Below are 22723 nucleotides of genomic sequence, written 5' to 3'. Positions count from 1 at the left end.
CACAGTCATGATCGATGCATTGAGTATTGCCAGCTCCGGCCTGACCGCCAACCAGACCTGGATCGATACCATCTCCAACAACGTCGCCAACATGCAGACCCTGGGCTACAAGCGCAGCCAGGTGGAGTTCCACGACCGCGTGCGCGAAGTGGCGGTACGCGACGAAAGCGGCGCCACCCAGCAGATGCTCACCGCCGGCGCCGGCATCCAGGCCGCGCCGGCGACCCAGGTGTTCAGCCCCGGCACCCTGCGCCAGAGCGGCGCCGAACTGGACCTGGCGATCCAGGGCGACGGTTTCTTCGAAGTCGCCCTGCCCACCGGCGAGCTGGCCTACACCCGCGCCGGGCGCTTCCACCGCGACGCCGACGGCCAACTGGCCCTGAGCAGCGGCCAGGTGCTGACCTCCGACCTGCGCGTGCCGCCGGATGCCGGCAAGCTGGTGATCAACCAGGCCGGCCAGGTCCAGGCGACCATCACCGAGACCGGTGAAGTGATCACTGTCGGCCAGCTCCAGCTGGCCCGCTTCGCCAGCGCGGAAAACCTCAGCAAGCTCAGCGACGGCCTCTACCGCCCCACCGCCGCCAGCGGCGAAGCGCTCTACGGCGAGCCAGGGCATGACGGCCAGGGCGTGCTGTTGCAGGGCTACGTGGAGCTGTCCAACGTCAACCTGATCGATGAAATGTCCAGCCTGGTGCTGGCCCAGCGCGCCTACCAGATGAATGCGCGACTGCTGCAGGCCAGCGACCAGATCCTCGAAACCATCAACAACCTGCGGCGCTGAGCATGAAGCTGCGGCGACTGACCTGGCTCGGCCTGCTGCTGAGCAGCCCCGCGTGGGCCAGCGGCCCCTGCCCCGCCGAGGCCCAGGCACGCCTGCTCGCCGAGGTCGATGCCCAGGCCCGCGCGGCCCTGGCGCTGGACGGCACGCAACTGGAGCTGAGCCCCATCGGCGAGCTGCCGGCGCTGGCGGCGGTGCAGGTGCGTGTGCTCGGCCAGAGTCTGCGCAGCCGCCTGGCGGTGGAGCTCAAGGGCACCCGCTGCAGCGACGGCAAGGCGCAGACCAGCACCGTCTGGTTCAAGGCCCGCGCCTGGCGCGAGGCCTGGGTCTACGGACGCAACGCCCGCGCCGAACAGCCGGTGAGCGAGACCGACCCGCGCCGCGAGCGCATCGATATCGCCGCCCTGCAGTTGCTGGCCGACGACCTGCCCGCACGCCTCGACGGCCTGTGGCTGAACCAGTCGGCCAACGCCGGCATGCCCGTGCTCAAGCGCCACCTGCAGAGCGAACCGCTGGTGCGGCGTAATGCCCCGGTCGCGGTGATCGTGCAGGGCCCGGGGCTGCAATTGCGCACCCAGGGCAAAGCCATGCGCCAGGGCCTGCTGGGCGACAACATACCGGTACTGGTGGACGGCGCCGAATCGAGCCTGATGGCCGTGGTAGCCGGCAAAGGAGAAGTGCATGTGCAACATTGAACGCGCCGTCGGGGTCCTGCTGTGCCTGGCCCTGCTGCCACTGGCCAGCGCCCAGAGCCTGATCGACCCGGACGGCTACCGCTCGCTGACCGGCGACCGCCGCGGCCACCATATCGGCGAAATGCTCACCGTGCTGGTGGTCGAGTCGACCAATGCGCAGAGCGCCGCCGGCACCGGTGCCGACAGCTCCACCAGCATCTCCGGCACGGCCGGCGTCAACAGCCATTCGAGCAAGGCCTCGCTGGGCCTGCAGGGCGACACCAACGGCGTCGGCCAGACCAGCCGCAGCGGCCAGGTGCGAACCAATGTCTCGGTGCGCATCATCGACGAACTGCCCGGCGGCCTGCTGCGGGTCAGCGGCGAGCAGATGGTCACGGTCAACGACGAGAAGCAGCAGATCCGCATCAGCGGTCTCGTGCGTCCCGACGACATCAACTACAACAACACGGTCCTCTCCTATCGCCTGGCGGATGCGCAGATCGACATCCTCGGCGACGGCGTGGTGGCCGATTCGCAGAAACAGAACATCGTGTTCCGGGTCCTCAAGTGGTTGCGCATCCTATGAAATCGATAACGGCCGCCCTGACCGGCCTGCTCCTGTGCCTGTCCGCCACCCAGGTCCTGGCCGCCGAGGTGCGGATCAAGGAACTGACACGCATCCAGGGCGTGCGCGACTACTCGGTGATCGGCTACGGCCTGGTCGTGGGCCTGGCCGGCAGCGGTGACAGCGAGCGCAACCGCGCGACCCGCCAGGCGCTGGTCAACACCCTGAAGAACTTCAACGTCAACGTCGCCGACAACGACCTCAACACGCGCAACACCGCGGCGGTGATGATCACCGGCAGCCTGCGCTCGTTCAGCGAGACCGGCGACAAGATCGACGTCGAGGTGTCGTCCCTGGGCGATGCCCGCAGCCTGCTCGGCGGCACCCTGCTGATGACCCCGTTGTACGGCCCGGACGAGAAGCTCTATGCCCTGGCCCAGGGCCCGGTGTCGGTAGGCGGCTTCGCCTTCGAGGCGAATGCCAACTCGGTGCAGAAGAACCACCCCACGGTGGGCCGCATTCCCCGCGGCGCCAGCGTCGAGCGCTCGGCCTTCAGCGAGGAAAGCACGCCGAACCGCCTGGTGCTGATCCTCAACGAGCCGGACTACACCACCGCCCAGCGCATCGCCGACACCCTGACCAGCCAGGGTGGTCTGTCCGGGGTGCGCGTGGCCCATGCGGCCAAGGTGGAGATCCCGGTCACCCCCGGCACTACCCTGCCGCGCCTGATCTCGCGCATCGAAAACCTCTCGGTGGCGCCGGACTACGCCGCCCGCGTGGTGGTCAACGAGCGCACCGGCACCGTGGTCGCCGGGGCCAACGTGCGCCTCGGCGAGGTGAACATCTCCCAGGGCAACCTCAACGTGGTGATCAGCACCAAGTTCCAGGTGTCGCAGCCAGTGGCGCTGATCCGTCCGGGAGCCAACGTCAGCACCGTGGTGGTCCCGGATACCGAGATCGATGTGCGCGAGGAGCAGTTCCCGCCGGTGCAACTGGCCGAGGGCGCCAAGGTCGGCGATCTGGTCCAGGCGCTGAACCGGATCAAGCTGAGCACCCGCGAGATCATCACCGTACTGCAAGCCATCAAACAGGCCGGCGCCCTGCACGCCGAGCTGATCATTCAATAAGGAGTCGCGATGTCAGCGGATATGGGCCTGGCGGTGGACGCCGTGCGTCTGGCCATGAACCTCGAACAACTGCGCGCCCGGGCAACGGCGCAGAACATCGCCATGGCCAACGTGCCTGGTGCTGCGGTCCTGCGCGTGGATGTCGGCGGGGCCCTGGCGGCCGTGCGCGGCAGCCTGCATGACGACAACCTGTTCGCGCAGAACCTCGATGCCCTGGCCCGCCAGGACCTCGCCGGCTACCTGCGTGAAATCCCCACCAGCGCGCCACTGGCGCTGGACGGCGAAGTGGCGGAAATGTCCGCCGCCAGCGGCCGCTACCAGGCCCTGGCCGATGGCGTGTCGCGCCAGTTCGGCCTGATGCAGCTGGCAATCAAGGGAGGTCGTTGAGCATGCCACTGGACAACATCAGCGAAGTGCTGCGCGGCAGCCTGGCCTATGAGCGTACCCGCGCCGAGGTGGCCAGCTACAACCTGGCGATCGCCAATGTGGCGATCCGTCCCGGCGACGCCTCGCCGTTGCTGCGGGTCGCGCCGCCGACGCCCTTCGCCGAGCAGATCGGCCTTGCCGCGCCGACGGTGCAGGCCCAGCCCGGCGACGACACGCGGGTCGAGCAGGACCCCAGCCACCCCCTCGCCGACAGCCAGGGCATGGTCCACTACCCGCGTCTGGAACCGGCCATGGAAATGGCCACGCTGGTCTCGGCGACCCGTGCCTATGAAGCCAATATCCGCGCCTACAACACCTTGCGGGCGATGAACCTGAAAGCCTTCGAAATCGGAAAGTGACATGACCAGCGCAATTGCCCCCATCGACTGGCTGCCGCACGCCAGCCAGCCCATCGCCGCGCCGGACAGCGCCGCGCAGGCCGACGCCGCCGACTTCAGCGCCCGGCTCATGTCCGGCGCCGCCAGCCTCGGCGCCCAGACCAGCCACGCCAGCGAACTGCTCTCGGCCTACGCCGTGGGCGAGAACATCGCCCCGCACGAACTGGTCATGGCCATGGAGCAGGCCAAGCTGTCCCTGCAACTGGCCGTGGAAGTCCGTAACCGTCTGGTGGATGCCTACCAGGAACTGACCCGGCTGCAGATCTGAATCATGGAAAACAATACTCAGGCTTCTCCTCTGGCCGGACGCTCCGGTCTGTTCCTCGCCGGTGCCGCGGTAATCGTCGTGTGCTTCGCCGCCGCCGTATGGTGGCTGTTCAAGCCGAGCTGGACGGCGCTGTACAAGGACACCAGCGAGGCCAACCAGGCCGCGATCCTCGCGACCCTCGGCCAATGGCAACTGCCCTACCGCATCCGCGAGGGCACGATCGAAGTGCCAGAAGGCACCGTCGCCGCCGCGCGCATGCACCTGGCCGACGCCGGCATCCCCGGGCGTGGCAGTGTCGGCTTCGAGCTGTTCGACCAGGCCGACTACGGCATGTCCGAGTTCAGCCAGAAGATCAACTACCAGCGCGCGCTGGAAGGCGAACTGGCGCGGACCATGATGAGCACCTCCGAGGTGCAGTCCGCCCGGGTCCATCTGACCTTCAAGAAGACCGGCCTGTACCAGCACGCCGAGGAACAGGCCAAGGCCTCGGTGGTCCTGCGTCTGCGCCCGGACGCCGTGCTCGACAGCCAGCGCGTGCGCGGCATCCAGCAACTGGTGGCCTCGGCCGTGGAAGGCATGAGCGCCGAGCGCGTGGTGGTACTGGACGAGAACGGCCAGCTGCTCAGCGTCGCCGACGGCAGCGCCGCGCAGCCCGAACACCTGCGCCTGACCGCGCAGATCGAACAGGACCTGCGGCGCAAGGCGGAAACGCTGCTGACCCGCTCCCTGGGCTACAACGCCGCCGAAGTGTCGGTGCGCGTGCAGATGAACTTCGATCGGGTCAAGTCGGTGCGCGAGACCCCGCTGGGCGGCAAGGATTCCCTGCGTCACTCCAGGGAAATCAGCTCCAGCGAGAGCAGCAGCGGCAGCAACGACAGCAAGCGCAGCCAGAGCACGCGCGAGAGCGACTTCATGCTCGGCAAGGAGCGCGCCGAGATCGATCACGCCGCCGGCCGCATCGAGCGCATCAGCACCGGCGTGGTCCTGGCCGCGCCACTGGCGGAAAGCAACCTGAAGGAAATGCGCAACCTGCTGCAGGCCACCCTGGGGCTGGACAGCGAGCGCGGCGACCAGTTGGTGATCGCCTACCTGCCACGTTCGCCGGCCAGCACGCCAACCCCGGCACCCGCGGCCGTCGTCGCCGCCGCACCCGCGGTGGCAGCCGCGCCTGTGGCCACAACGAGCGAAGCCCCAGTCGCCAGTGACAACGACGCCCCGTGGCTGCGCTGGAGCGTTGCCACCGCCGCCGCCCTGCTCTCGCTGGTCCTGCTGGTGCTCTGGCTGAGCGCGCGCAGCCGCGCCCGCCGGGTGGTCGTCGCCAGCCAGCCGCGGTTGTCCTCGGTGGAGCGCGAGCAACTGCTGCTGGACCTGCGCCGCTGGCTGGCGGAGGTACGCTGAGCCATGACCCCGTCTCCCTTGCGCAAACTGGCGATCCGCCTGGCCTGCATCCATGCCGAGGACCGCGACTGGATCCTCGGCCAGCTGGCTGCCGACGAGGCCCGGCAGGTCAATGAACTCCTGCAGGAAATCGAAACCCTGGGCCTGGCCAGCGATCCCTCGGTGGTCAATGCGGTGATGGCCGAACTGACCAGCCAGGGCGCGGCGCGTCCCGTGCAGCCGCCCATGGCCGACGAAGGCGTGGCGGCCCTGGGCAGGGCCGGGCATCCGGCCTGGGCGGCCCTGGCCCTGCAACTGCGGGAAAAGGACCAGCGCCGCAAGCTCATCGATGGGCTGCCCAATGCGGCCACGGTACGCCGCTGGGACAGCCTGTTCAGCGCCGGCACGGTGCCACCGGCCCTGGCCCAGTGCATGAGCCGCCACCTCGGCGAACGGGAGCCTGGCCATGACTGAACGCGAAGCGCCATCCAGCAGCATCCTGCGCCAGCCGGAACAACGCTCCGCCGGCCGGCGCCTGCCCGGCCTGCACACTCCGCAGGCCGCGGCACCCAGCGTAGCGCAGCCGAGCGAAAGCCGGGAGCAGACCCTCGCCGGCCTGCGTCAGGCCTTTGCCGCGGAGCTGGCCCAACTGGAAGAACAAGCCCGCCAGCGTGGCCTGGCCGCCGCCCGCGAAGACAGCGCCAAGGCCCTCGCGCAACGCGAACAGGAGCTGACGCGACGGGCGAAGGAACAGGAAGCCGCCCTCGACAAGCGCCTGGAGCAGCATGGCCAGCAACTGGGCGAGCTGACCCGCGCACTGGACCAGGAACGGCAACAGCTGCTCCAGGCCCTGGAGCCGGTGGCCGCGCGCCTGGCGCTGTCGGTGGTCACCCGCCTGCTCGGCCAGCACGCCGCTTCCCGGCCTCTGGTCGCCGACCTGGCGGCCCAGGCCATCGACGAATACCGCCTCGGCGAGCCGCTGCGCATCCGCGTCAGCGCCAGCGACCATGCCCGCCTGCGCGGCCTGCTCGACGACGAACAGGCCCTGGCTGCCTTCCAGCTCGACCCGCAGGCCAAGGTCGGCAGTTGCCTGATCGATCACGGCCTGGGCCGCCTGGATGCCGGGCTGGACACACAACTGGACGCGATCCGCGCCGCGCTGCTGGGAGACGACCGTGTGGCAGGGCTTTGAACAGCGCGCCCTGGCGCGCCTGGCCGAGACCCGCAGTTGCCGGCGCACCGGGCGCCTGAGCGCGATCCGCGGCATGGTCCTGGAAGCCTCCGGCCTCGACGTGCATCTCGGCGAACTGGTGGACATCCTCCCGCTGCAGGGCGGCACGCCGCTGGTCGCGGAGGTGGTCGGCCTGCAGCAGGAACATGCCCTGCTGATGCCCTATGGCAGCGTGGACGGCCTGAGCCTGGCCAGCGAGGCGGTAGCCCGCGGCGAAGCCTACAGCGTGCCGGTGGGCGACGCCCTGCTCGGTCGGGTGCTGGATGCCACCTGCCAACCGCTCGACGACCGCCCGCTGGCGGACGACCTGCAACGCCTGCCGCGCCTGGTGGCGCCCATCAACCCGCTGCACCGCGCGCCCATCGATACCGCGCTGGCCACCGGGGTCAAGGCGGTGGACCTGTTCATGCCGCTGGGCCGTGGCCAGCGCATGGGTATCTTCGCCGGCAGCGGCGTGGGCAAGAGCACCCTGCTGGGGATGATGAGCCAGCACACCGAAGCCGACGTGATCGTCATCGCCCTGATCGGCGAGCGCGGGCGTGAAGTCGGCGACTTCATTCGCGACAGCCTCGGCACGCGCGGCCTGGAAAAGGCCGTGGTGATCGCCGCCGCAGCCGAACAGCCGGCGGTACTGCGGCGCCAGGCGGCCTATACCGCCACCACCATCGCCGAGTGGTTCCGCGCCCAGGGCAAGCAGGTGCTGCTGATCATGGACTCGATCACCCGCTTCGCCCTGGCGCAACGGGAGATCGGCCTGGCTACCGGCGAGCCCATGGGCAGCCGCGGCTATCCGCCGTCGGTGCTGGCCCTGCTGCCGCCACTGATGGAACGGGCCGGCAACCTGCGCGGCCAGGGTTCGATCACCGGGGTCTACACCGTGCTGGTGGAGGGCGACGACATGAACGAACCGGTGGCCGACCATATGCGCGCCATCCTCGACGGCCATATCGTCCTCGACCGCAACATCGGCGCCCGCGGCCACTGGCCGGCGATCGACGTGCTCAACAGCATCAGTCGCCTGGCCGGGGCCCTGCGCAACGCCGAGCAGAAGCGCACGGTCGACAGCGTGCGCAGCGCCATGGGGGTGTACCGCAACAGCGAAGACCTGATCGAACTGGGCGCCTACGAAAAAGGCAGCCAGCGGGTCATCGACCTGATGATCGAACTCAAGCCCGAACTGGATGCCCTGCTGCAGCAGACACCGGACGAACACTGCCCGACCGAAAAGGCCTGGCAGGCCCTGCAGCGTCTGGCCCAGCGCCTGACCCGAGGCAACGCCCATGCAGCCTGATCCACGCACCCTGCACCAGCTTCAGGCCGCCCGGCGCCTGCGGGTCATGCAGCGGGAAAAGGCCGATCGGCTCCATGAACGCAGCCGCGAAGCCCTGCGCCAGGCACAGGAGCGGTTCGACCTGGAGCAGGCCGACTACCACGAGATCCTCGAACGCCTGGGGCAGCACGCCCGTGCCGGTGCGCGCTTCGATCCGGCGCAGCACGAACAGCGCCTGCTGGCGCAACAGGCCGCCCATGCGCGGATCGAAGCGCGGCGTCGGGACCTGGTCGAGGCGCAGACCGTGCAGCAGCAGGCCCTGGCCGAATTGCTCAAGTGCAAGGTCAACCAGGACGTGGCCGACAAGGCCTGCCAGCGGATCGCCGAAGCCCTGCGCCAGGTCCGCGAGCACCGGGAAAGCATCGACGTATTCGACAGCCAACAGGCACGGAGGGCCGCCCATGGACTTTAAGGTCGCGGTATCGCTGTGGAACCTGCCGCGGAATCAGACCACGCCCACGCCGGAGCCGGCCATGGGCAGCAACGACTTCAGCAACCGGCTGGGCCTGGATCGCCAGCAGGATGCCCCGCATGAACAGCCAGGCGAACGCCAGCCGTCCGCCAACGACAACGTCCCGCGCGAGGACAGCGCGGCGCACGATCGGCTCGCCGCGCAGCAGTCTTCCCTCCCGCCCCGCGACCCGCGGCGCAACCACGGGCAACGCCCGCAGCACAACCCGGGCCTGGAGCTGTACGAGCTGGGCCTGCGCGCCGGCAGCCACCTGTCCCATGTCCCGTCGGCGCTGCGGGCCAGTGCCGAAGCGGCGTACAAGGCCCATGGCACGGTGTTCGCCGCCCTGCCGACGAACCAGGCTGAGCCACGGCCGCAGGCGCCCGCCCCCGTTGCGCCGGCCGACGTTGCCGAAAGCAGCGTCGTATCGCTGCCGGTGGCGACCAACACCGCGGAGGGCAGCGACGCCCTCGCCGCGCTGGACGAACAGATGAACGCCTGGACCGCGCGCCAGTGGCCGGAGCGCAACTGCCTGCTGCTGCCCCGGGGCAACGGGATGGAACTGCTGATTCGCGACCATCACCTGGACGCGGACGAACAACGCACGCTGCTCGCCGAACTGCTGCGGCGCCTGCCCGGCAGCGGCGTCGACGCACAACGGATCTGGATCAACGGACAACCCGTGTGGCAACGGGAGCCTCTTTCACGCCTTCAGGGAGATGCCTGGTAATGGCCATCGACGCAATCGGCAATGCACTGAACTCCACCACCTCCGAGCTGAGCCAGAGTCGCCTGGGGCAGGAGGACTTCATCAAGCTGTTCCTCACCGAACTGACCTTCCAGGACCCGCTGGAACCGATCAACAACCGCGAGTTCCTGGCGCAGATGGCGCAGTTCGCCAACCTCGAACAGACCCGCGTGACCAACGAGAACACCGAGAACCTGGTGACCATGAACGCCACCGCGCAGTCCCTCGGCCTGCTCGGACGCCAGGTGGAAGTCACCACCGAGTCCGGCGAGTCGGTGGTCGGCTCGGTCTCGGCCATTTCCTTTTCCCTGTCCGGGCCCGTGCTGACCATCAAGGACAGCAACGGCAACGTCCTGCCGGACGTGCGCATGGCCCAGGTCAAACTGGTCCGCGTCTGAGGAGGCGACAATGCTGCAAGCATTCTTCAATGGCATCAGCGGTCTGCTGGCGTTCTCCAAGGGTCTGGACAACGTCTCCAACAACGTGTCGAACATGAACACCCCGGGCTACCGCGGCAGCGACACCTTCTTCCGCAGCGTCAACGGCCAGGACGGCCAGGGCCTGGGTGCCGGCGTCGCCGGGACCGAAGTGCGGACCAAGGCCGGCGACACCCGGCAGACCGGCAACGACACCAACGCGGCGATCACCGGGGCCGGCTACTTCGTGCTCCAGGGCGACAACAAGGAAACCTTCTACACCCGCGCCGGGCAGTTCCAGATCGACAAGGACGGCTACCTGGTCGACACCATCAGCCAGTTCCGCGTGCAGGGCATCGATGCCGCCGGCAACCGTGGCGACATCAATATCAAGGAGCGCCGTACCCTGCCGCCGACGCCGACCACCAAGGTCGAGATGATCGGCACCCTGGCCCGCAGCGGCGCCACCGAGGCCACTCACCAGATCAAGGATGTGGTGGTCTACGACGCCTCCGGCGCCAGCCAGAAGCTGACCATCAAGTTCACCCCGCAGTCCACGGCCGTTTCCAGCAACAGCTGGCAGGTGGACGTGAGCAACGCCGCCGGCTCGCTGCTGAGCACCGGCACCATCGCCTTCGGCATCGATGGCAGCCCGGAGGTGGGCTACAACACCCTGACCGTACCGCTGCTGAACAGCGGCAGCGGCCAGGCCGTGGTCCTCGACTTCGGCAACCCGGGCAGCTACAACCTGGCGTCCCAGGTCGCCAGCGGCCCCAGCCACACCCTGACCGCCAAGGTGGTTGACGGCAGCGCGGTCTCCGGCCTGAGCAGCTACGCCTTCGACGAGAAAGGCGTGATGAACCTTACCTACGCCAGTGGCCAGAAGCGTGAAGGCAGCCAGCTGGTCCTCGCCGACTTCGACGACAACGCCGCGCTGATCGCCGGCGAGAAGTCGCTGTACCGCGCCCCGGATTCACTGCACCCGCAGTTCGGCCGCGCCACCGAGGGCCGTTTCGGGCGGATCCAGGGCGGTTACCTGGAACTGTCCAACGTCGACCTGGCCCAGGAATTCGGCGACATCCTGATCATCCAGCGCGGCTACCAGGCCAGTTCGCGGGTGATGACCGTGTCCAACGAAATGATCGAACAACTCTACAACGGCACCCGCGGAGGCTGAGCCATGCGACTTCTCGGATTTCTCGGCGCCAGCCGCCTGGCCGCCGCACGCGACACCCTGCCGGCGCAGGTCGAGGCCTGGCGCGAGCAATGGTGCTTCGCTGATGACGCCTGGAGCATCGAGTGCCAGGCGGAACAGGCCCTCGACCCTGCCCCTCTGCACTGGTTGCGCGCCACCAGCCCCCATGGCGCCCTGCACATCGCCGGACGGCATGCCGACAGCTGGCGCCGCGCGGTGTTCGGCACCCATGCCGGACAGTTGCCGGAGGACGCCAGCGCCACGCACCTGCTGGAGCAAGCTCGTCTGGCGCTGGTCAACATCCTGCTCCAGGCCCTCGGCCAGGCGCCGGTGCAGGACCTGAGCGCGGCCGCTCCCGAGGCCCCCGGCGCGGCCCTGGGCCCCCGCGCGCTGCTGCGCATCGAGTTGGGCGACAACGCCCTGTACTGCCTGCTGGATGCTGCACTGTTCGATGCCGCCCTGCCGCCGCTGGCGGCACCGCCTGCCCTGGTCGAGCGCAAGCAGGCCATCGGCGGCGCCCGTGTGCGCCTGACCCTGCAACTGCCGCTGACCGAACTGGCCCTGGGCGATATCGACGACCTCAGCCCCGGCGACGTCCTGCGCGCCCAGGCCCGCCTCGACCAGCCACTGACACTCGCCAGCGAGCCCGGCGACGTCCTCGCCAAGGGCTACCTGGCCCGCCAGCAGGACCGCCTGGCCCTGCAACTGACTAAATGACTTTACGGAGAACACAAGCATGACGACCGTCGTCGACCCCATCGAACTGGAAGAGAGCCACCCGGTGGACAACCGTACCCTGGCGCCGCTGATCAAGCGCGACCTGGGCCTGATCAAGCATGTCCGGGTCGAACTGACCGTGGAACTGGGCAGCGCCGAGATGACCGTGGACGAACTGTTCGCCCTCAAGTCCGGCGACGTGGTCAAGCTGCTGCAGCAGGTCAACGAGCCGGCACGCCTGTGCCTCGACGGCAAGGCCGTGGCCCGTGGCAACCTGGTGGCGGTGGATGACAACTTCGGCCTGCAGCTGACGGAAATCCTGTGAGCGCCGGCACCGCCTCCGCCGAGCCGCTGATCGCCAGCGCGGCGGCCCTGCCGCTGCGCCAGGACGACCCGATCTCGCTGCTGCTGATCATCAAGGTCATGGCCCTCACCGCCCTGCTGCTGGCGGCGGTGTACCTGGTACTGCGCTGGTACAGCCGGCGTGGCGGCGGCGCCATGACGGCCCGCGGCGAGCGCGCCGAACTGCACTGCAGCGCGGCCTTGCGCCTGTCGCCACGTACCCGGGTGTACCTGGTCGAGGCCGCCGACGAACGCCTGCTGATCACCGAGACCCCGACCGGGGCGACGGTCACCCGGCTCGGCGCCGAGGCGCCGACAGCACCCGCATCCACGCCATGAGCCTCCGCCATGTCGCGTGCAGCACTTTCCGATCACCTTGCCACCAGCGATTCGCCATGCTCAGCCGCCGCCTTCTGATTGCCCTGCTCTGCCTCGTTTCCGGCCCGACCCTCGCTGCTGGCGAAACCGCCGCCTGGGACAGCTTCGCCGCCACCTCCCTGGGTTCGCCGGTGAGCGTGTTCAGCCTGCTGACCCTGCTGTCGCTGCTGCCGTTCGGGGTCATTGCCCTGACCACCTTCACCCGCAATATCGTGGTCCTGTCGCTGGTGCGGCATGCCCTTGGCCTGCAGACCACGCCGCCGAACATCGTGCTGATCGTGCTGGCCATGTTCCTCACCCTGTTCGTCATGACCCCGACCCTGCAGAGCGCCTACGAAGCCGGGGCCAAACCCTTCATGGCCGGCCAGGCCACCCTGGAGCAGGCGGCCACCGAGGGCTGGGTGCCGCTGCGCGACTTCATGGTGCGGCAGACCCACGAGTCCGACCTGCGCCTGATCCACGAACTGGCCAAAGCGCCCCTACCCGCCACGGTCGAACAGCTGAACCCGGTGCACCTGGTGCCGGCGTTCATGCTCAGCGAACTGAAGATCGCCTTCCAGATCGGCTTCATGATCTTCCTGCCGTTCCTGATCATCGACATCATCGTCTCGTCGATCCTCATGTCACTGGGCATGATCATGGTGCCGCCGATCACCATTTCGCTGCCGTTGAAGATCATGTTGTTCCTGCTGATCGATGGCTGGGGGCTGATCACCCAGACCCTGGTTCGCAGCGTCGCCTGACTGTCGCCACATGGACCCGATGCAAGCGCCGTTCACCCCGGCGAACGACGAAGAACAGGCGCTGTGGCGCGAATGGCAGGCGCTGCGCTCGGCGGATGCCCGGGCGCGGCTGTTCTTCCACCACGCGCCCTGGGCGCGCACCGTCGCCGGTTATTTCTACAACCGCTACCCGCACCCGCTGGCGGAGTGGAACGACTACCTCAGCCTCACGTCGCAGGGGTTGCTGCAGGCCATCGATGGCTTCGACCCGCTGCGCCAGGTGCGCTTCCGCACCTATGCCGAGCCCTTTCTCAAGGGCGCGGTGATCAAGGGACTGGCGGCGTACATCAAGGACCAGCGGCCCGTCAGCCGCGATCGCCTGGCCGCGCTCAGCAGTGAAGACCGCTTCAGCGATACCGACAGCGACCTGGAACTGGTGGTCAACAGCGCCGTGGACCTGGCCTTCGGTTACTTCCTCGAACTGGGGGTGATCGATGAAACGCCACCGGACAACAACCCGCTCAACGCCTATGTACAGCAGGACAATGACCTGAGCCTGAGCCTGCTGGTGGAACGCCTGCCGGAGCGGGAGCGGCAGATCATTGTGGGGCACTACTATCAGCAGTTGAGTTTTGTGCAGTTGGCGGAGTTGCTGGGGGTGGGGAAATCACGGGTGTCGCAGTTGCATGGGCAGGCGTTGAAGAGGATTCGGCAGGGGGTTGAGGGTATGGGGGCGGGATGGGAATGGTGAGGGTTGACCGAATTGCGCTGGCAGCGCCCTCGCTCAAAACCTGAAAGTCATACATTTCCCGATCCATGTTCGCCCCTTTAAAAAGTTGAGCGAGCGAGAGCGTAGCTGTATATTTCCGAGCCCGGCACAACCCCATCTTCTGGAACGCCGCCTTTGCAGGAAACAACCTGCGCCCGCACCAAAATCATATAAATGAAGTTGGATCATTCATGACCGAATCATACATAAACTCACAAGCACTGGCTTCATACGGAAAAACACCAAGAGTTGACCTACCACCTCGCTCAAAGTAAAAAACCTCCCACCCTCCCCCAACTTCTTCCATGCACAACGCCAAATCCCTTTCCCCATCAACACTAAACACGGCAGGCCTAACGCCAGCACTCAAAAGAGCGGCAGCCAAGTCGAATCTATTACTTATATTCACTAGACTTACCCCTACAGACAACCTTCAACTCACTAGAAATAAGGCATTTAACCTTATTCCCCTAGTAGTAAGCGCTTCAACTCCAATCACCGGAAGACCTATCGAGGCGTCAAGCACCCGTTCAGCACCACTCGACTCCAATAAGTCTCCTGCCGCTGCGAAAGCACTAGACGTCACATTTAAGGGTATGGCAGCGGTATTGCTAGTAGGCAGCCGCCCGGTCCAGGCTAGCGGCAATGTCCATACTCATCTCTTACAGCAATTTAGTGCCTGACCGCGCAACATAGCAATCAGCAGCATACATCAGGCTCACCGTCTAAAATCAAAACCATCTGGTGATTGAAACTCAAGGCAGTGAGCTAAATATCCATCCAATATCACCCCAGGGTTTTCAATCACAAAATAATTTTCAAAGTCGTTATGCCTCACATGATAGACTTTTTTGTCACATCGCTGCTCATCAAGAAAAAGTGCATCGCCAGCACTCGTCAACAACCAGCAAGTCAGCTGCGACGAGCCAACGTCATCCCTAAACTTTCTGACTTTAGATTTCTGCAAGCTGAAGTTCTGCCTGTATTCCTCCAGAGGTAGCCTGGTCTCGCTGCTGAACGGAGTATCAATCCATGTCAACGGCATCAGTCCCCTATCGGAAACGACAAAAGAGTTAAAATATCGATAATTCTCCACCCACTGCTCAGGAAGCATGTTTCGATACTTCTCAAAAAGTGGTCCGTCGATTTCCTGCTCGGCCAGATTCATATTGAAGAAAAGGTTTCCATCCTGGCGAAAAGCTACAAGATATGAAAACCAAACGGTTCTAGGCCTTCTAAATGCCGCAACCGGACTTGGCCACAATTTCTCCATAATCTGGACCGTGAGGGGAAAGGCATTCGCAAATGCGGGAAACAAATCACTTACTGACTTTCCCAACCCTCGTGCCAGTTCGGGGCGAAGCAATTTTTTCACTACACTATTCAACTCCGCCCCTGAAGAGCAGACAAAGTCATAATCATCAATACTTGTCATTGCCCAAGCCTGTAATTTTGCGAGTTATATTCACGAATCTGCTTGATAATCCTAAGCATGATATCTTTCTGCTCATCCGCCAGATCCCGAATATAATCCTCATTGAGGCGCTGGCCTTTATAGTGCTGCCAATCAAGACTCCTGCCTTTTGACTGATTCAGATTTTGCGGCATGCCACGCAAATTCCCAAGCCCGATTTTGTCCTGAATAATATTTGTCATCTGTTCCTTGGTCAACAGATCAAAGCCATCGAGGGCCTTTATCCGGTTAACCGGAAAAGTATGGTCAACCGCCAATACGACTCCTTTCTCGGGAAGCGTCCACTCATTATTCAGGGGGTTAAGATACGGTTTACCCTGAACACTTTCGCTCATCTCGCTGGTGACGGTCTTTATCCATTTCCCGATGCTAGGGATGTAGACTCCGCCGCCAAGCGTACTTCGAGCCACCGCAGGAGGCACGTAGACCGAATGACGATATTGCTTCACCCCAGCACGCACTACCGAGCCAGCCACATCGGTGGTCGCTCGCATGGCTACACCACCCACCAGTGTGGCAGTCAGGAAACGCACACTGTCTTCAGCGATCTGCGCTCCATCCGTCTCCCTGAGATAGAGCTCTGTCGCAGTAACAGTGTTCTCAAGCACACCGCCAGGGTTGTTCCAGATCTCGCTGCCAAGTTGCGACAGACCTTCCAGCGCCTGCCCACGAAGCTGCGTATCGGTCATCAGCCCGGCCACGACCGCAGAACTGTCAACCAGATCAAACGCCGCATTTGAAATACCGCGGGCGACTCGCAAGGACATCACTCCCACCCCGCTATCCGCAGTTTTCACAAGCGGGTCAAGCACGGAACGCATAGAGGCCCTCGCACCACCAGACCATTCCAGAACACTCTTGTAGCTGGAAACCGTCACCGCTTCGGGCAGTACATCGAGAACATCCGGGCCTGTATTGCCACCAGCCACAAACCATGGATAGCTACCGGCATCAAAATCGAACACCGGCTCATCAGGCTCGGGGGTAATGAGGGTTGCAGGCAGTTCCAGCGCCTCTCCTCCCTGGAGCGATGAAGTCAGGTAACGGGAGTTAGTCGCGGCCAACCGCCGGAAGGTGTCCGCAGCGCCAAAAGCGAAATTGGCCAGCACATTACCGAAAGCATCCGCAGCCACACTGGAATAGTCCGGTTTGTCACCACCGAACCATTTGTCCTTGATAAAGGCATTGGCATGGGCCGCTACCTGCCCCCGGAGAATCAACCCTCCTACTCCGGGCTGGACAATCCGCCCACTGATATTGGCGGCCAGCGCCGATGCGGCCACCCCTCCCCAACTAAATGAGGCATCCAGACCTACGATACGACTCGCAACCTGGCTCGTCGCATAATTGAAGATCCCGAGCGTGGAGTAACCAACAGCATCCTTGGCCCGCATAACGTCAGACGCTGTTTTGGCCCAGGAGCCAGCTTCGGCAGTTGCCGCCAGTGCTCCCGCCCCTGAGGCAATTCCCGCCGTCACCCCACTGGCCGCTACCTGTCGCCATGAGAATTTGTCAACGGAGCCCATCGCCATACCGGCCAACTGCGAGGCAGCGCTGCCAACAGCAGCGCCGACTATCGCTCCGCCGATCAGCGCCCCCGTACTGATGCCCGCAACAGCAGTACCTGTAAGCGCTGCGGTACCAATTGCGGCATATCCTCCAGCCGCACCCACAGTTGCGGACGAAGCGGAGGCGAACGCCGCAGCTCCCGCGCCAGCCGTGTAGACCGCAACGACCACTGCGACCACGACCATCACTACGGCGGCGATACCGCTGCACTTCTTTTTCTTCGGCTTCGGCGGCGGCGGGAACACCGGGGTCGGCGTGGTATCGCCAATCACATCACCGGAGTTGTAGGGCTTGAAGGTGGTCGCGTCGTTGTGGGTGCTGCTGACGACGTTGGGAATCCGGATGCTGTCGCCAGCGACCAGCGCCTTGGACGGATCGATACCGTTGGCGTCGGCGATCAGGTACCACATCTTCGAGTCGCCCCAGACCGTCTGGGCGATGCTGGCCAGGGTGTCGCCCTGGCTGACCACATAGTTACCCGGAGTACGGCCTGGATATTCCTCGGATACCGGGGCCAGAGTGTCGGTAATCTGCGCGGCACTGAGGTTACCGACGTTTGCAAGCGCCGCGCCCTGGTAGTACAGGTAGCTCTGTGCCCGATTATTGGTAGTGTCCGAACGGACAGTCAGCTGATTTTCTTTATTGGCGGCAAACCCCTGATTGAGGATGGAGCTGTTGTAACTCATTATCCAGTTGGCATTTCCACGCTCGTCGGAAATGGTCGACGTCCATCCGGGCGTGCTGGAAATGCTGGTGGTCACCTCGATGTTCATTTCCTTGTAAACATCATAGCCAGCGAAAGTTCTGACGTACTTTCCGCGATAGCTGACAGTCACGCCATTGGCGCCATAGACCACATATCGATAGCTGCGCTGATTACCAGCAGCATCGATCATTCCGGCTTCGCCGAAATAGTTGGCCTGCGACTTTCGTTCGACACCATTGGATATTTTATAAACCAGCTGGCTGATCAACTGCCCATCGCCACGGAAGCTGTAGGTCGTGCGCTCTGTCGGGCTGTTGTTGCTGTAGGTCATCTGACTGGTACGGTTGCCCAGATCGTCATAGGCCGTTCTGAACAGAATCTTCTCCGCGTCCACGGCGGTGACTGCCGCGGAAGCATCAGCTCCAGCAGCCCGGGTTGTCATCGCGGTCCGGGCCTCCAGTACCTGGCCGAGATCGTTGTAGCTGTAGGTACTGCGCATGTACCGCTCGCCGCCGGTGATCGAACTGCTCCACTCCTCCGAGGCAAGCCTTCTCCCAGCGGCATCGTAGGCCGTCAGATAACCCTTCGCCTTGCCCGCGGACTTTCCGGCGACGACGGTTCCGCCGGCAATGAACCCCTTGCCCACCAGTACCCGCCCTTCCAGGTCGTACTTGTACCAGTCATCGATTACCGTCCGGCCGCCTGACTGGTTGGTCGTATCGAGATAGACACGACGTCTGTTACCGAACTCGTCATAGTCATACCTCAACATATCGACCCGCGCGGTCACTGCGGAGGCATTGAATCCCCCAACGATTTCCTTTCCAGCAGGCGATTTGACTTCCCTGAGCCTGCCACCCTCATCCAGCTTGTAGCGAACCTCCGTGCGGCCCGACAATTCACCGCCCAGGAAGTAACTGGTTTTCTGATAGGACTGGGTGTAGTCCCGCACTTTCTGGCCTGACTGGTCATATTCGTAATTGCCGACCGACCAGATGGAATCGCCGCTGGCCACTATCAGCGAATCGTCACGGACGCTCTTGACCAGGCCATTGGCAAAGTAGGTGTAGGTACGATTGCTGATACCGAGGCTGTTACCTTCCGAGACGGCCGTGATCATTTCCTTCACGACCTGGCCGAACCCGTTGTACGTATAGTTGAACAACTGGTCGGAGAGATACTTGCGCACCTTCAACCGCCCGTAATTCGCCTCGTCATAGGTCCACGTCAGGCTGGCCCCCAGCCCATCGGTCTCCGCCACCTTGCGGTTGGCCTCGTTGAACGTGAAGGTCCTCTGGATATTCGACTCATTGCGGGTCTGCACGATATTCCCGCGCTCGTCGAACACGGTGAACCGGGTATTCCCGGCCACCCCGGCAATAGCGCTGGAACCATCGGCACTGGCCGTGCTGGTCAGGCTTTCGGTGACCGTAGTGGTGCCGTTGATCTGCGCATACAGCCTCCCCGCCTGGTCATATCGATTGGTCAACTGCGTGATCCGCTGGCCATTGCGCACGATGCCATGGCTGGTATGCCGGTCCATGGCGTCGTAGCCGTCGAACGTGACAACGCCCAACGCATCGCGAGTACCGACCCGATTGCCATTGGCATCCATGGCGTAATACCGCGAAGCCCCCAGCGCATCGATATCCCGCACCAGCTCTCCGGCCTGGTTGTAGACATGCTGACGGGTGCGCAGCAGCGTACTGCCGACAACTCCACTGTACGGCCCGAGCAGATCCGCCTCCTCGATCAGTTGCCCCAGCGCGTCATAGCGTTTCTCGTGGATGAGACTGGCCCGGTAGCTGCTGCCGTTCTCGCGCAGAATGTCGGTTACCGGCAGGGTCTCGGTGAGCACCTGATTGTTCTGGTCGTAGCTGTAGAGGGTGACATAGCCACGCGGATCGATACGGCTCAGCACATTGCCCCAGCGGTCGCTGGTCTGACGGATGATCGGCGTGGTCAGGGTCAGGGTCAGGTTGACGGCGTTCAGGGTGTCGACGTTGACATTGGCCACGAACGCCGGCAGGTGCTGCTCCAGCACACGGCCCAGCAGGTCGTTGCGCACGTAGGTGATGCGGTCATCGGCGACACTGTTGAGATCGCCAAGCTGTGTACTGCGGCTGACCTTGCCGGTCAGGTCATAGGCAAGGCTGGTCACCCCTTGGGCATTGGTCTGCTGGATGGCATTGCCGAGCTGGTTGTAGACATAGCTCGCCTTGTAGTTGCCGTTGAGCAGCTCGGCGGTGACCTCGCCGAAGCGGTTGTAGAGCACCGAGTTGGTGGTGCTCCTGGTGCCGTTGTCGTACCAGTCACTGGTGCTCAGTTGCTGGCCGAGGCTGTCGTAGGCAAAGGTGCGGCGCAATGTCTGGTTGTTGGAGCGCCAGCCGGTGAGTTCGGTCTGGATCTGCCGGGTCTCCTCGATCCGCCGCCCCGCGACATCCACCTTGAAGCTCTGCGCCGACCCGGCCGCATCGAACTCCCTGATCATGTGCCCGGCAGCATCGAACGCCGTCAGCGTGAGCTGCGTCAGACCCGCCTGGCCGGCTCCTGCATCACGCCGTTCATAGACCACCTGGCCAAAGGCGTTGACGCCATAGACGGTGGTCGGCGACTCGTACACGGCGTTGTCGAACGGACTGGCGGCGCCGGCACGGGCGGCATGGCGCGCCGGCTCGGTGACCTGTACCACCTGGCCGAGGGCGTTGTAGGTGGTCGTGGTGACGTTGCCCTGGGCATCGGTCAGGGTCAGTGCATTGCCGACGCCATCGTAAGTGTTGCGACTGACCGCCACATCACCGGTAACCTGGGTCATGGTCGCCCGGGCGGCGTTGGGGGCAAAGCTCTGCTGCCAGTAAGTGGCGTTCTCCCGCACCGTCTGCAGCAGCCGGTCGGCGGCGTCGTAGACGAAACGCACGCTGCGGTCCCTGGCGCTGGTCGCTGCCGACGGGATCGCCGCTTCGCTCCAGCCACTCAGCGCCGTGGCGTATTCCACCTGACGACTGACCTTGCCACTGCCGCTGTACTCCAGGCGGGTGTAGTAACCCAGGGCATCGACCGTACCAATGCGTTGGCCAGCCTGGTCGTAGTAGTTGACGGTGCTGATCTGCTCCATCACCGAGTTACCGCCACTATCTCGTGCCAGCAGGGTTTCCCGGATGGCCTGGCCGAAGGCGTTGTAGCTGTAGACCTTGACGGGTGCAACGTTCTTCACGCTGGAGTTGGCGACGTTGCCGGTGAAGGCATAGAGACTGACCAGGTCCTGCTGCACTTCGGTCTTGCGCCCGAGGCGGTCGTAGCGGGTGATGATCGTGCGGTCATTGCCGGGGCTGGACGGTGAGCTGCTGGCGTTGAAGTCACCCACCTGGTAGTAACCGCTGGCGGGCACCCCCGCATTCAGCGGCAAGGCATTGCGCCGGGTCAGCACGGACTGGCCGAAGCCGTCGTACTCGTAGGCGGTCACGCCCTTGAGCGCATCGACCTCGTAGCGCACCTGGCCCAGCACATCGTAGGCCTTGAAGCTGTCGACGAAATCTGTGGCCGCGACACCCGTGTTGTTGACCCGCACGCGGTTGCGCACGGCATTGCCGAGGGCGTCGTAGGTGACTTCGGTGGTGACCTGGAAGCTGCCGGCGCCGCTGTTCTGCTGGTACTGCCCGCTGGCCTTGTCGTACCAGCCCGGGCTGGTAATACGGACCTGGCGACCCAGGGCGTCATAGCCGAAGGTGCTGGTCCGCGCCTGGCTCACATCATCCAGGGCCGGGTCGCTGTCGACGGTGGCGCGCAGACGGCCCTCGCTGCGGCTGATGACACTGCCGAAGGCGTCGTAGCCATAGCGGGTGACCAGCGATACCGACTGGCCAGTGCCATGGCCGTTGCTGTCCATCCTGGAAAGCCAGAGCGTCGGGGTGATCTCTTCGAGCAACCGCCCGGCCTGGTCATAGCGGTAGTTCCAGGTCTGGCCATTCTTGTTGGTCAGGCTGGTACGGTTTCCGGCCACGTCGTAGGTGTAGGACTCGCTGTAACCCAAAGGATCGGTGGTGCGTCTCAACTGACCGATGGCGTCGTAGGTATGGCGGGTCACCCGGTCATCCGAGCTCGCCACGACCGGTACCGCCTCGAAGCGTGGACGCAAAGCCAGCAAGCTCGATTCGCTCAGCCCGGCCTGGGTGTTGCTCTTGCGAATCAGTACCTGCGCCGTCGCCGCGCCTGGCGGCGCCGTCCCTTCGGCGACGATACGCTTGTAGTCAGCCAGGCTCTGACCGCCCTTCGCCTCGGCCTGGTTCAGGCTCGCCGGATCCAGGCCGGTCCAGCCCAGGGATTTGCCGTCGGCATCGAACCAGCTGATGATCGCCCAGGCCGTGGCGCCCTGAACGGCGGTATACGCCGAGAAGGCGTAGCGCTGACCCGGTGTGATCCGACCCACCGACTGGCTGAGCTCGCTGTAGGCATCCTCCGTCGCGCTACGACCCGCTTGATACAACCAGGCCATATTGTCGCTGCCCGCATCCTGGGGCCGCAGCGCCTCCAGTTGTGCCGGGTTAACCTGGGCCTGTGCGTTGGCCTGCCAGTTGAACAGCCCCCAGCCTGCCGGCAACCCATTGCTGCCAGGGTTGCCGAAGGAAGCGTTGTTCAGCTGGTTGATGCCCAGCTTCCGCAGCGCCGCCACATCGCGCGAGCCCTGCAGCTTGTTGGCGTAGCGGGTTTCCTCGATGACATTGCCCGCCGCGTCGTACTTGCGTTCGCTGACATAGCCCAGCGCATCGACGCTGAAACGCTGGCGACCCAGGGCGTCATAGACGTAGCGGGTCACCCGGTCGTCCGCACTCGACGTGACCGGCACCGCCTCGAAGCGTGGACGCACCGCCAGCAAGCTCGATTCGCCCAGCCCGGCCTGGGTGTTGTTCTTGCGAATCAGTACCTGCGCCGTCGCCGCGCCTGGCGGTGCCGTCCCCTCGGCGACGATGCGCTTGTAGTCAGCCAGGCTCTGACCGCCCTTCGCCTCGGCCTGGTTCAGGCTCGCCGGATCCAGGCCGGTCCAGCCCAGGGATTTGCCGGCGGC

At 64.7% G+C, this 22723-nt stretch carries 22 protein-coding genes; 20 read left to right on the top strand and 2 right to left on the bottom strand.

Features of this window, described 5'->3' with window-relative positions; all coding sequences use genetic code 11:
- The first annotated feature begins 7 nt into the window (after positions 1-7).
- The 20 genes from CHB99_RS04760 to CHB99_RS04665 are packed head-to-tail and all read left to right on the top strand — an operon-like array spanning position 8 to position 13894.
- Entirely contained in the window at positions 8-781 is a 774-nt protein-coding gene (locus CHB99_RS04760) for a flagellar hook-basal body protein (RefSeq protein WP_052419525.1), read from the top strand.
- Between the two features lie 2 nt (positions 782-783).
- Positions 784-1473 carry a flagellar basal body P-ring formation chaperone FlgA gene (gene flgA, locus CHB99_RS04755; protein ID WP_042128488.1) on the top strand — a complete coding sequence of 230 codons (690 nt, stop codon included), beginning with the start codon at positions 784-786 and terminating at the stop codon, positions 1471-1473.
- Complete coding sequence (locus CHB99_RS04750; RefSeq protein ID WP_042128486.1) at positions 1460-2038, top strand: flagellar basal body L-ring protein FlgH; 579 nt, start codon at positions 1460-1462, stop codon at positions 2036-2038. The genes flgA and CHB99_RS04750 overlap by 14 nt, the downstream gene beginning before the upstream one ends.
- On the top strand, positions 2035-3144 hold the full coding sequence (locus tag CHB99_RS04745; protein ID WP_042128484.1) for a flagellar basal body P-ring protein FlgI: 1110 nt from the start codon (positions 2035-2037) through the stop codon (positions 3142-3144). The genes CHB99_RS04750 and CHB99_RS04745 overlap by 4 nt, the downstream gene beginning before the upstream one ends.
- Positions 3145-3153: 9 nt before the next feature.
- Positions 3154-3531, top strand: coding sequence for a flagellar biosynthesis protein FlgB (locus tag CHB99_RS04740; protein WP_042128482.1), 378 nt, complete (start codon positions 3154-3156; stop codon positions 3529-3531).
- A 2-nt stretch (positions 3532-3533) separates the two neighbouring features.
- Positions 3534-3929 (top strand): flagellar basal body rod protein FlgC, encoded by a 396-nt coding sequence (locus tag CHB99_RS04735; protein WP_042128480.1) that lies wholly within the window; start codon positions 3534-3536, stop codon positions 3927-3929.
- 1 nt (position 3930) lies between these two features.
- Complete coding sequence (gene fliE / locus CHB99_RS04730; RefSeq protein ID WP_042128479.1) at positions 3931-4236, top strand: flagellar hook-basal body complex protein FliE; 306 nt, start codon at positions 3931-3933, stop codon at positions 4234-4236.
- Positions 4237-4239: 3 nt separating this feature from the next.
- Positions 4240-5634, top strand: coding sequence for a flagellar basal-body MS-ring/collar protein FliF (fliF, locus tag CHB99_RS04725; protein WP_042128476.1), 1395 nt, complete (start codon positions 4240-4242; stop codon positions 5632-5634).
- A 3-nt stretch (positions 5635-5637) separates the two neighbouring features.
- Positions 5638-6087, top strand: coding sequence for a hypothetical protein (locus CHB99_RS04720; protein ID WP_042128474.1), 450 nt, complete (start codon positions 5638-5640; stop codon positions 6085-6087).
- Complete coding sequence (locus CHB99_RS04715) at positions 6080-6805, top strand: FliH/SctL family protein (protein ID WP_042128472.1); 726 nt, start codon at positions 6080-6082, stop codon at positions 6803-6805. The genes CHB99_RS04720 and CHB99_RS04715 overlap by 8 nt, the downstream gene beginning before the upstream one ends.
- Positions 6789-8135, top strand: coding sequence for a FliI/YscN family ATPase (locus tag CHB99_RS04710; protein ID WP_042128470.1), 1347 nt, complete (start codon positions 6789-6791; stop codon positions 8133-8135). The genes CHB99_RS04715 and CHB99_RS04710 overlap by 17 nt, the downstream gene beginning before the upstream one ends.
- On the top strand, positions 8125-8586 hold the full coding sequence (locus CHB99_RS04705) for a hypothetical protein (protein WP_042128468.1): 462 nt from the start codon (positions 8125-8127) through the stop codon (positions 8584-8586). The genes CHB99_RS04710 and CHB99_RS04705 overlap by 11 nt, the downstream gene beginning before the upstream one ends.
- The gene (locus CHB99_RS04700) at positions 8576-9355 is read left to right on the top strand and encodes a hypothetical protein (protein ID WP_042128467.1); all 780 of its coding nucleotides are present in this window, start codon (positions 8576-8578) and stop codon (positions 9353-9355) included. The genes CHB99_RS04705 and CHB99_RS04700 overlap by 11 nt, the downstream gene beginning before the upstream one ends.
- Positions 9355-9771, top strand: coding sequence for a flagellar hook assembly protein FlgD (locus CHB99_RS04695; protein ID WP_042128465.1), 417 nt, complete (start codon positions 9355-9357; stop codon positions 9769-9771). The genes CHB99_RS04700 and CHB99_RS04695 overlap by 1 nt, the downstream gene beginning before the upstream one ends.
- Positions 9772-9781: 10 nt before the next feature.
- Positions 9782-10966: a flagellar basal-body rod protein FlgF gene (gene flgF / locus CHB99_RS04690; RefSeq protein WP_042128462.1), complete on the top strand. Its 1185-nt coding sequence runs from the start codon at positions 9782-9784 to the stop codon at positions 10964-10966.
- A gap of 3 nt (positions 10967-10969) precedes the next feature.
- Positions 10970-11701 (top strand): FliM/FliN family flagellar motor C-terminal domain-containing protein, encoded by a 732-nt coding sequence (locus CHB99_RS04685; RefSeq protein ID WP_042128460.1) that lies wholly within the window; start codon positions 10970-10972, stop codon positions 11699-11701.
- A gap of 19 nt (positions 11702-11720) precedes the next feature.
- Positions 11721-12026 carry a FliM/FliN family flagellar motor switch protein gene (locus CHB99_RS04680; protein WP_042128458.1) on the top strand — a complete coding sequence of 102 codons (306 nt, stop codon included), beginning with the start codon at positions 11721-11723 and terminating at the stop codon, positions 12024-12026.
- Positions 12023-12382 (top strand): flagellar biosynthetic protein FliO, encoded by a 360-nt coding sequence (locus CHB99_RS04675; protein WP_245655653.1) that lies wholly within the window; start codon positions 12023-12025, stop codon positions 12380-12382. The genes CHB99_RS04680 and CHB99_RS04675 overlap by 4 nt, the downstream gene beginning before the upstream one ends.
- Positions 12383-12438: 56 nt before the next feature.
- Entirely contained in the window at positions 12439-13164 is a 726-nt protein-coding gene (fliP, locus tag CHB99_RS04670) for a flagellar type III secretion system pore protein FliP (protein WP_042128456.1), read from the top strand.
- 10 nt (positions 13165-13174) lie between these two features.
- On the top strand, positions 13175-13894 hold the full coding sequence (locus CHB99_RS04665) for a sigma-70 family RNA polymerase sigma factor (protein WP_042128453.1): 720 nt from the start codon (positions 13175-13177) through the stop codon (positions 13892-13894).
- A gap of 736 nt (positions 13895-14630) precedes the next feature.
- On the opposite strand, the gene CHB99_RS29405 is transcribed toward CHB99_RS04665, so the two are convergent.
- Together CHB99_RS29405 and CHB99_RS04655 are read right to left on the bottom strand one after the other, a co-directional pair.
- Positions 14631-15347, bottom strand: coding sequence for a hypothetical protein (locus tag CHB99_RS29405; RefSeq protein ID WP_141137241.1), 717 nt, complete (start codon positions 15345-15347; stop codon positions 14631-14633).
- The gene (locus CHB99_RS04655; protein ID WP_212555903.1) at positions 15344-22534 is read right to left on the bottom strand and encodes a LysM peptidoglycan-binding domain-containing protein; all 7191 of its coding nucleotides are present in this window, start codon (positions 22532-22534) and stop codon (positions 15344-15346) included. Before CHB99_RS04655 ends, CHB99_RS29405 begins: the two co-directional genes overlap by 4 nt.
- Positions 22535-22723 lie beyond the last annotated feature (189 nt).

The sequence above is a fragment of the Pseudomonas japonica genome, assembly GCF_900188455.1.
Classification (GTDB): Bacteria; Pseudomonadota; Gammaproteobacteria; order Pseudomonadales; family Pseudomonadaceae; genus Aquipseudomonas; species Aquipseudomonas japonica.
Note: the sequence above shows the minus strand (reverse complement) of the source record. Positions and strands in the feature narration are given on the sequence as shown.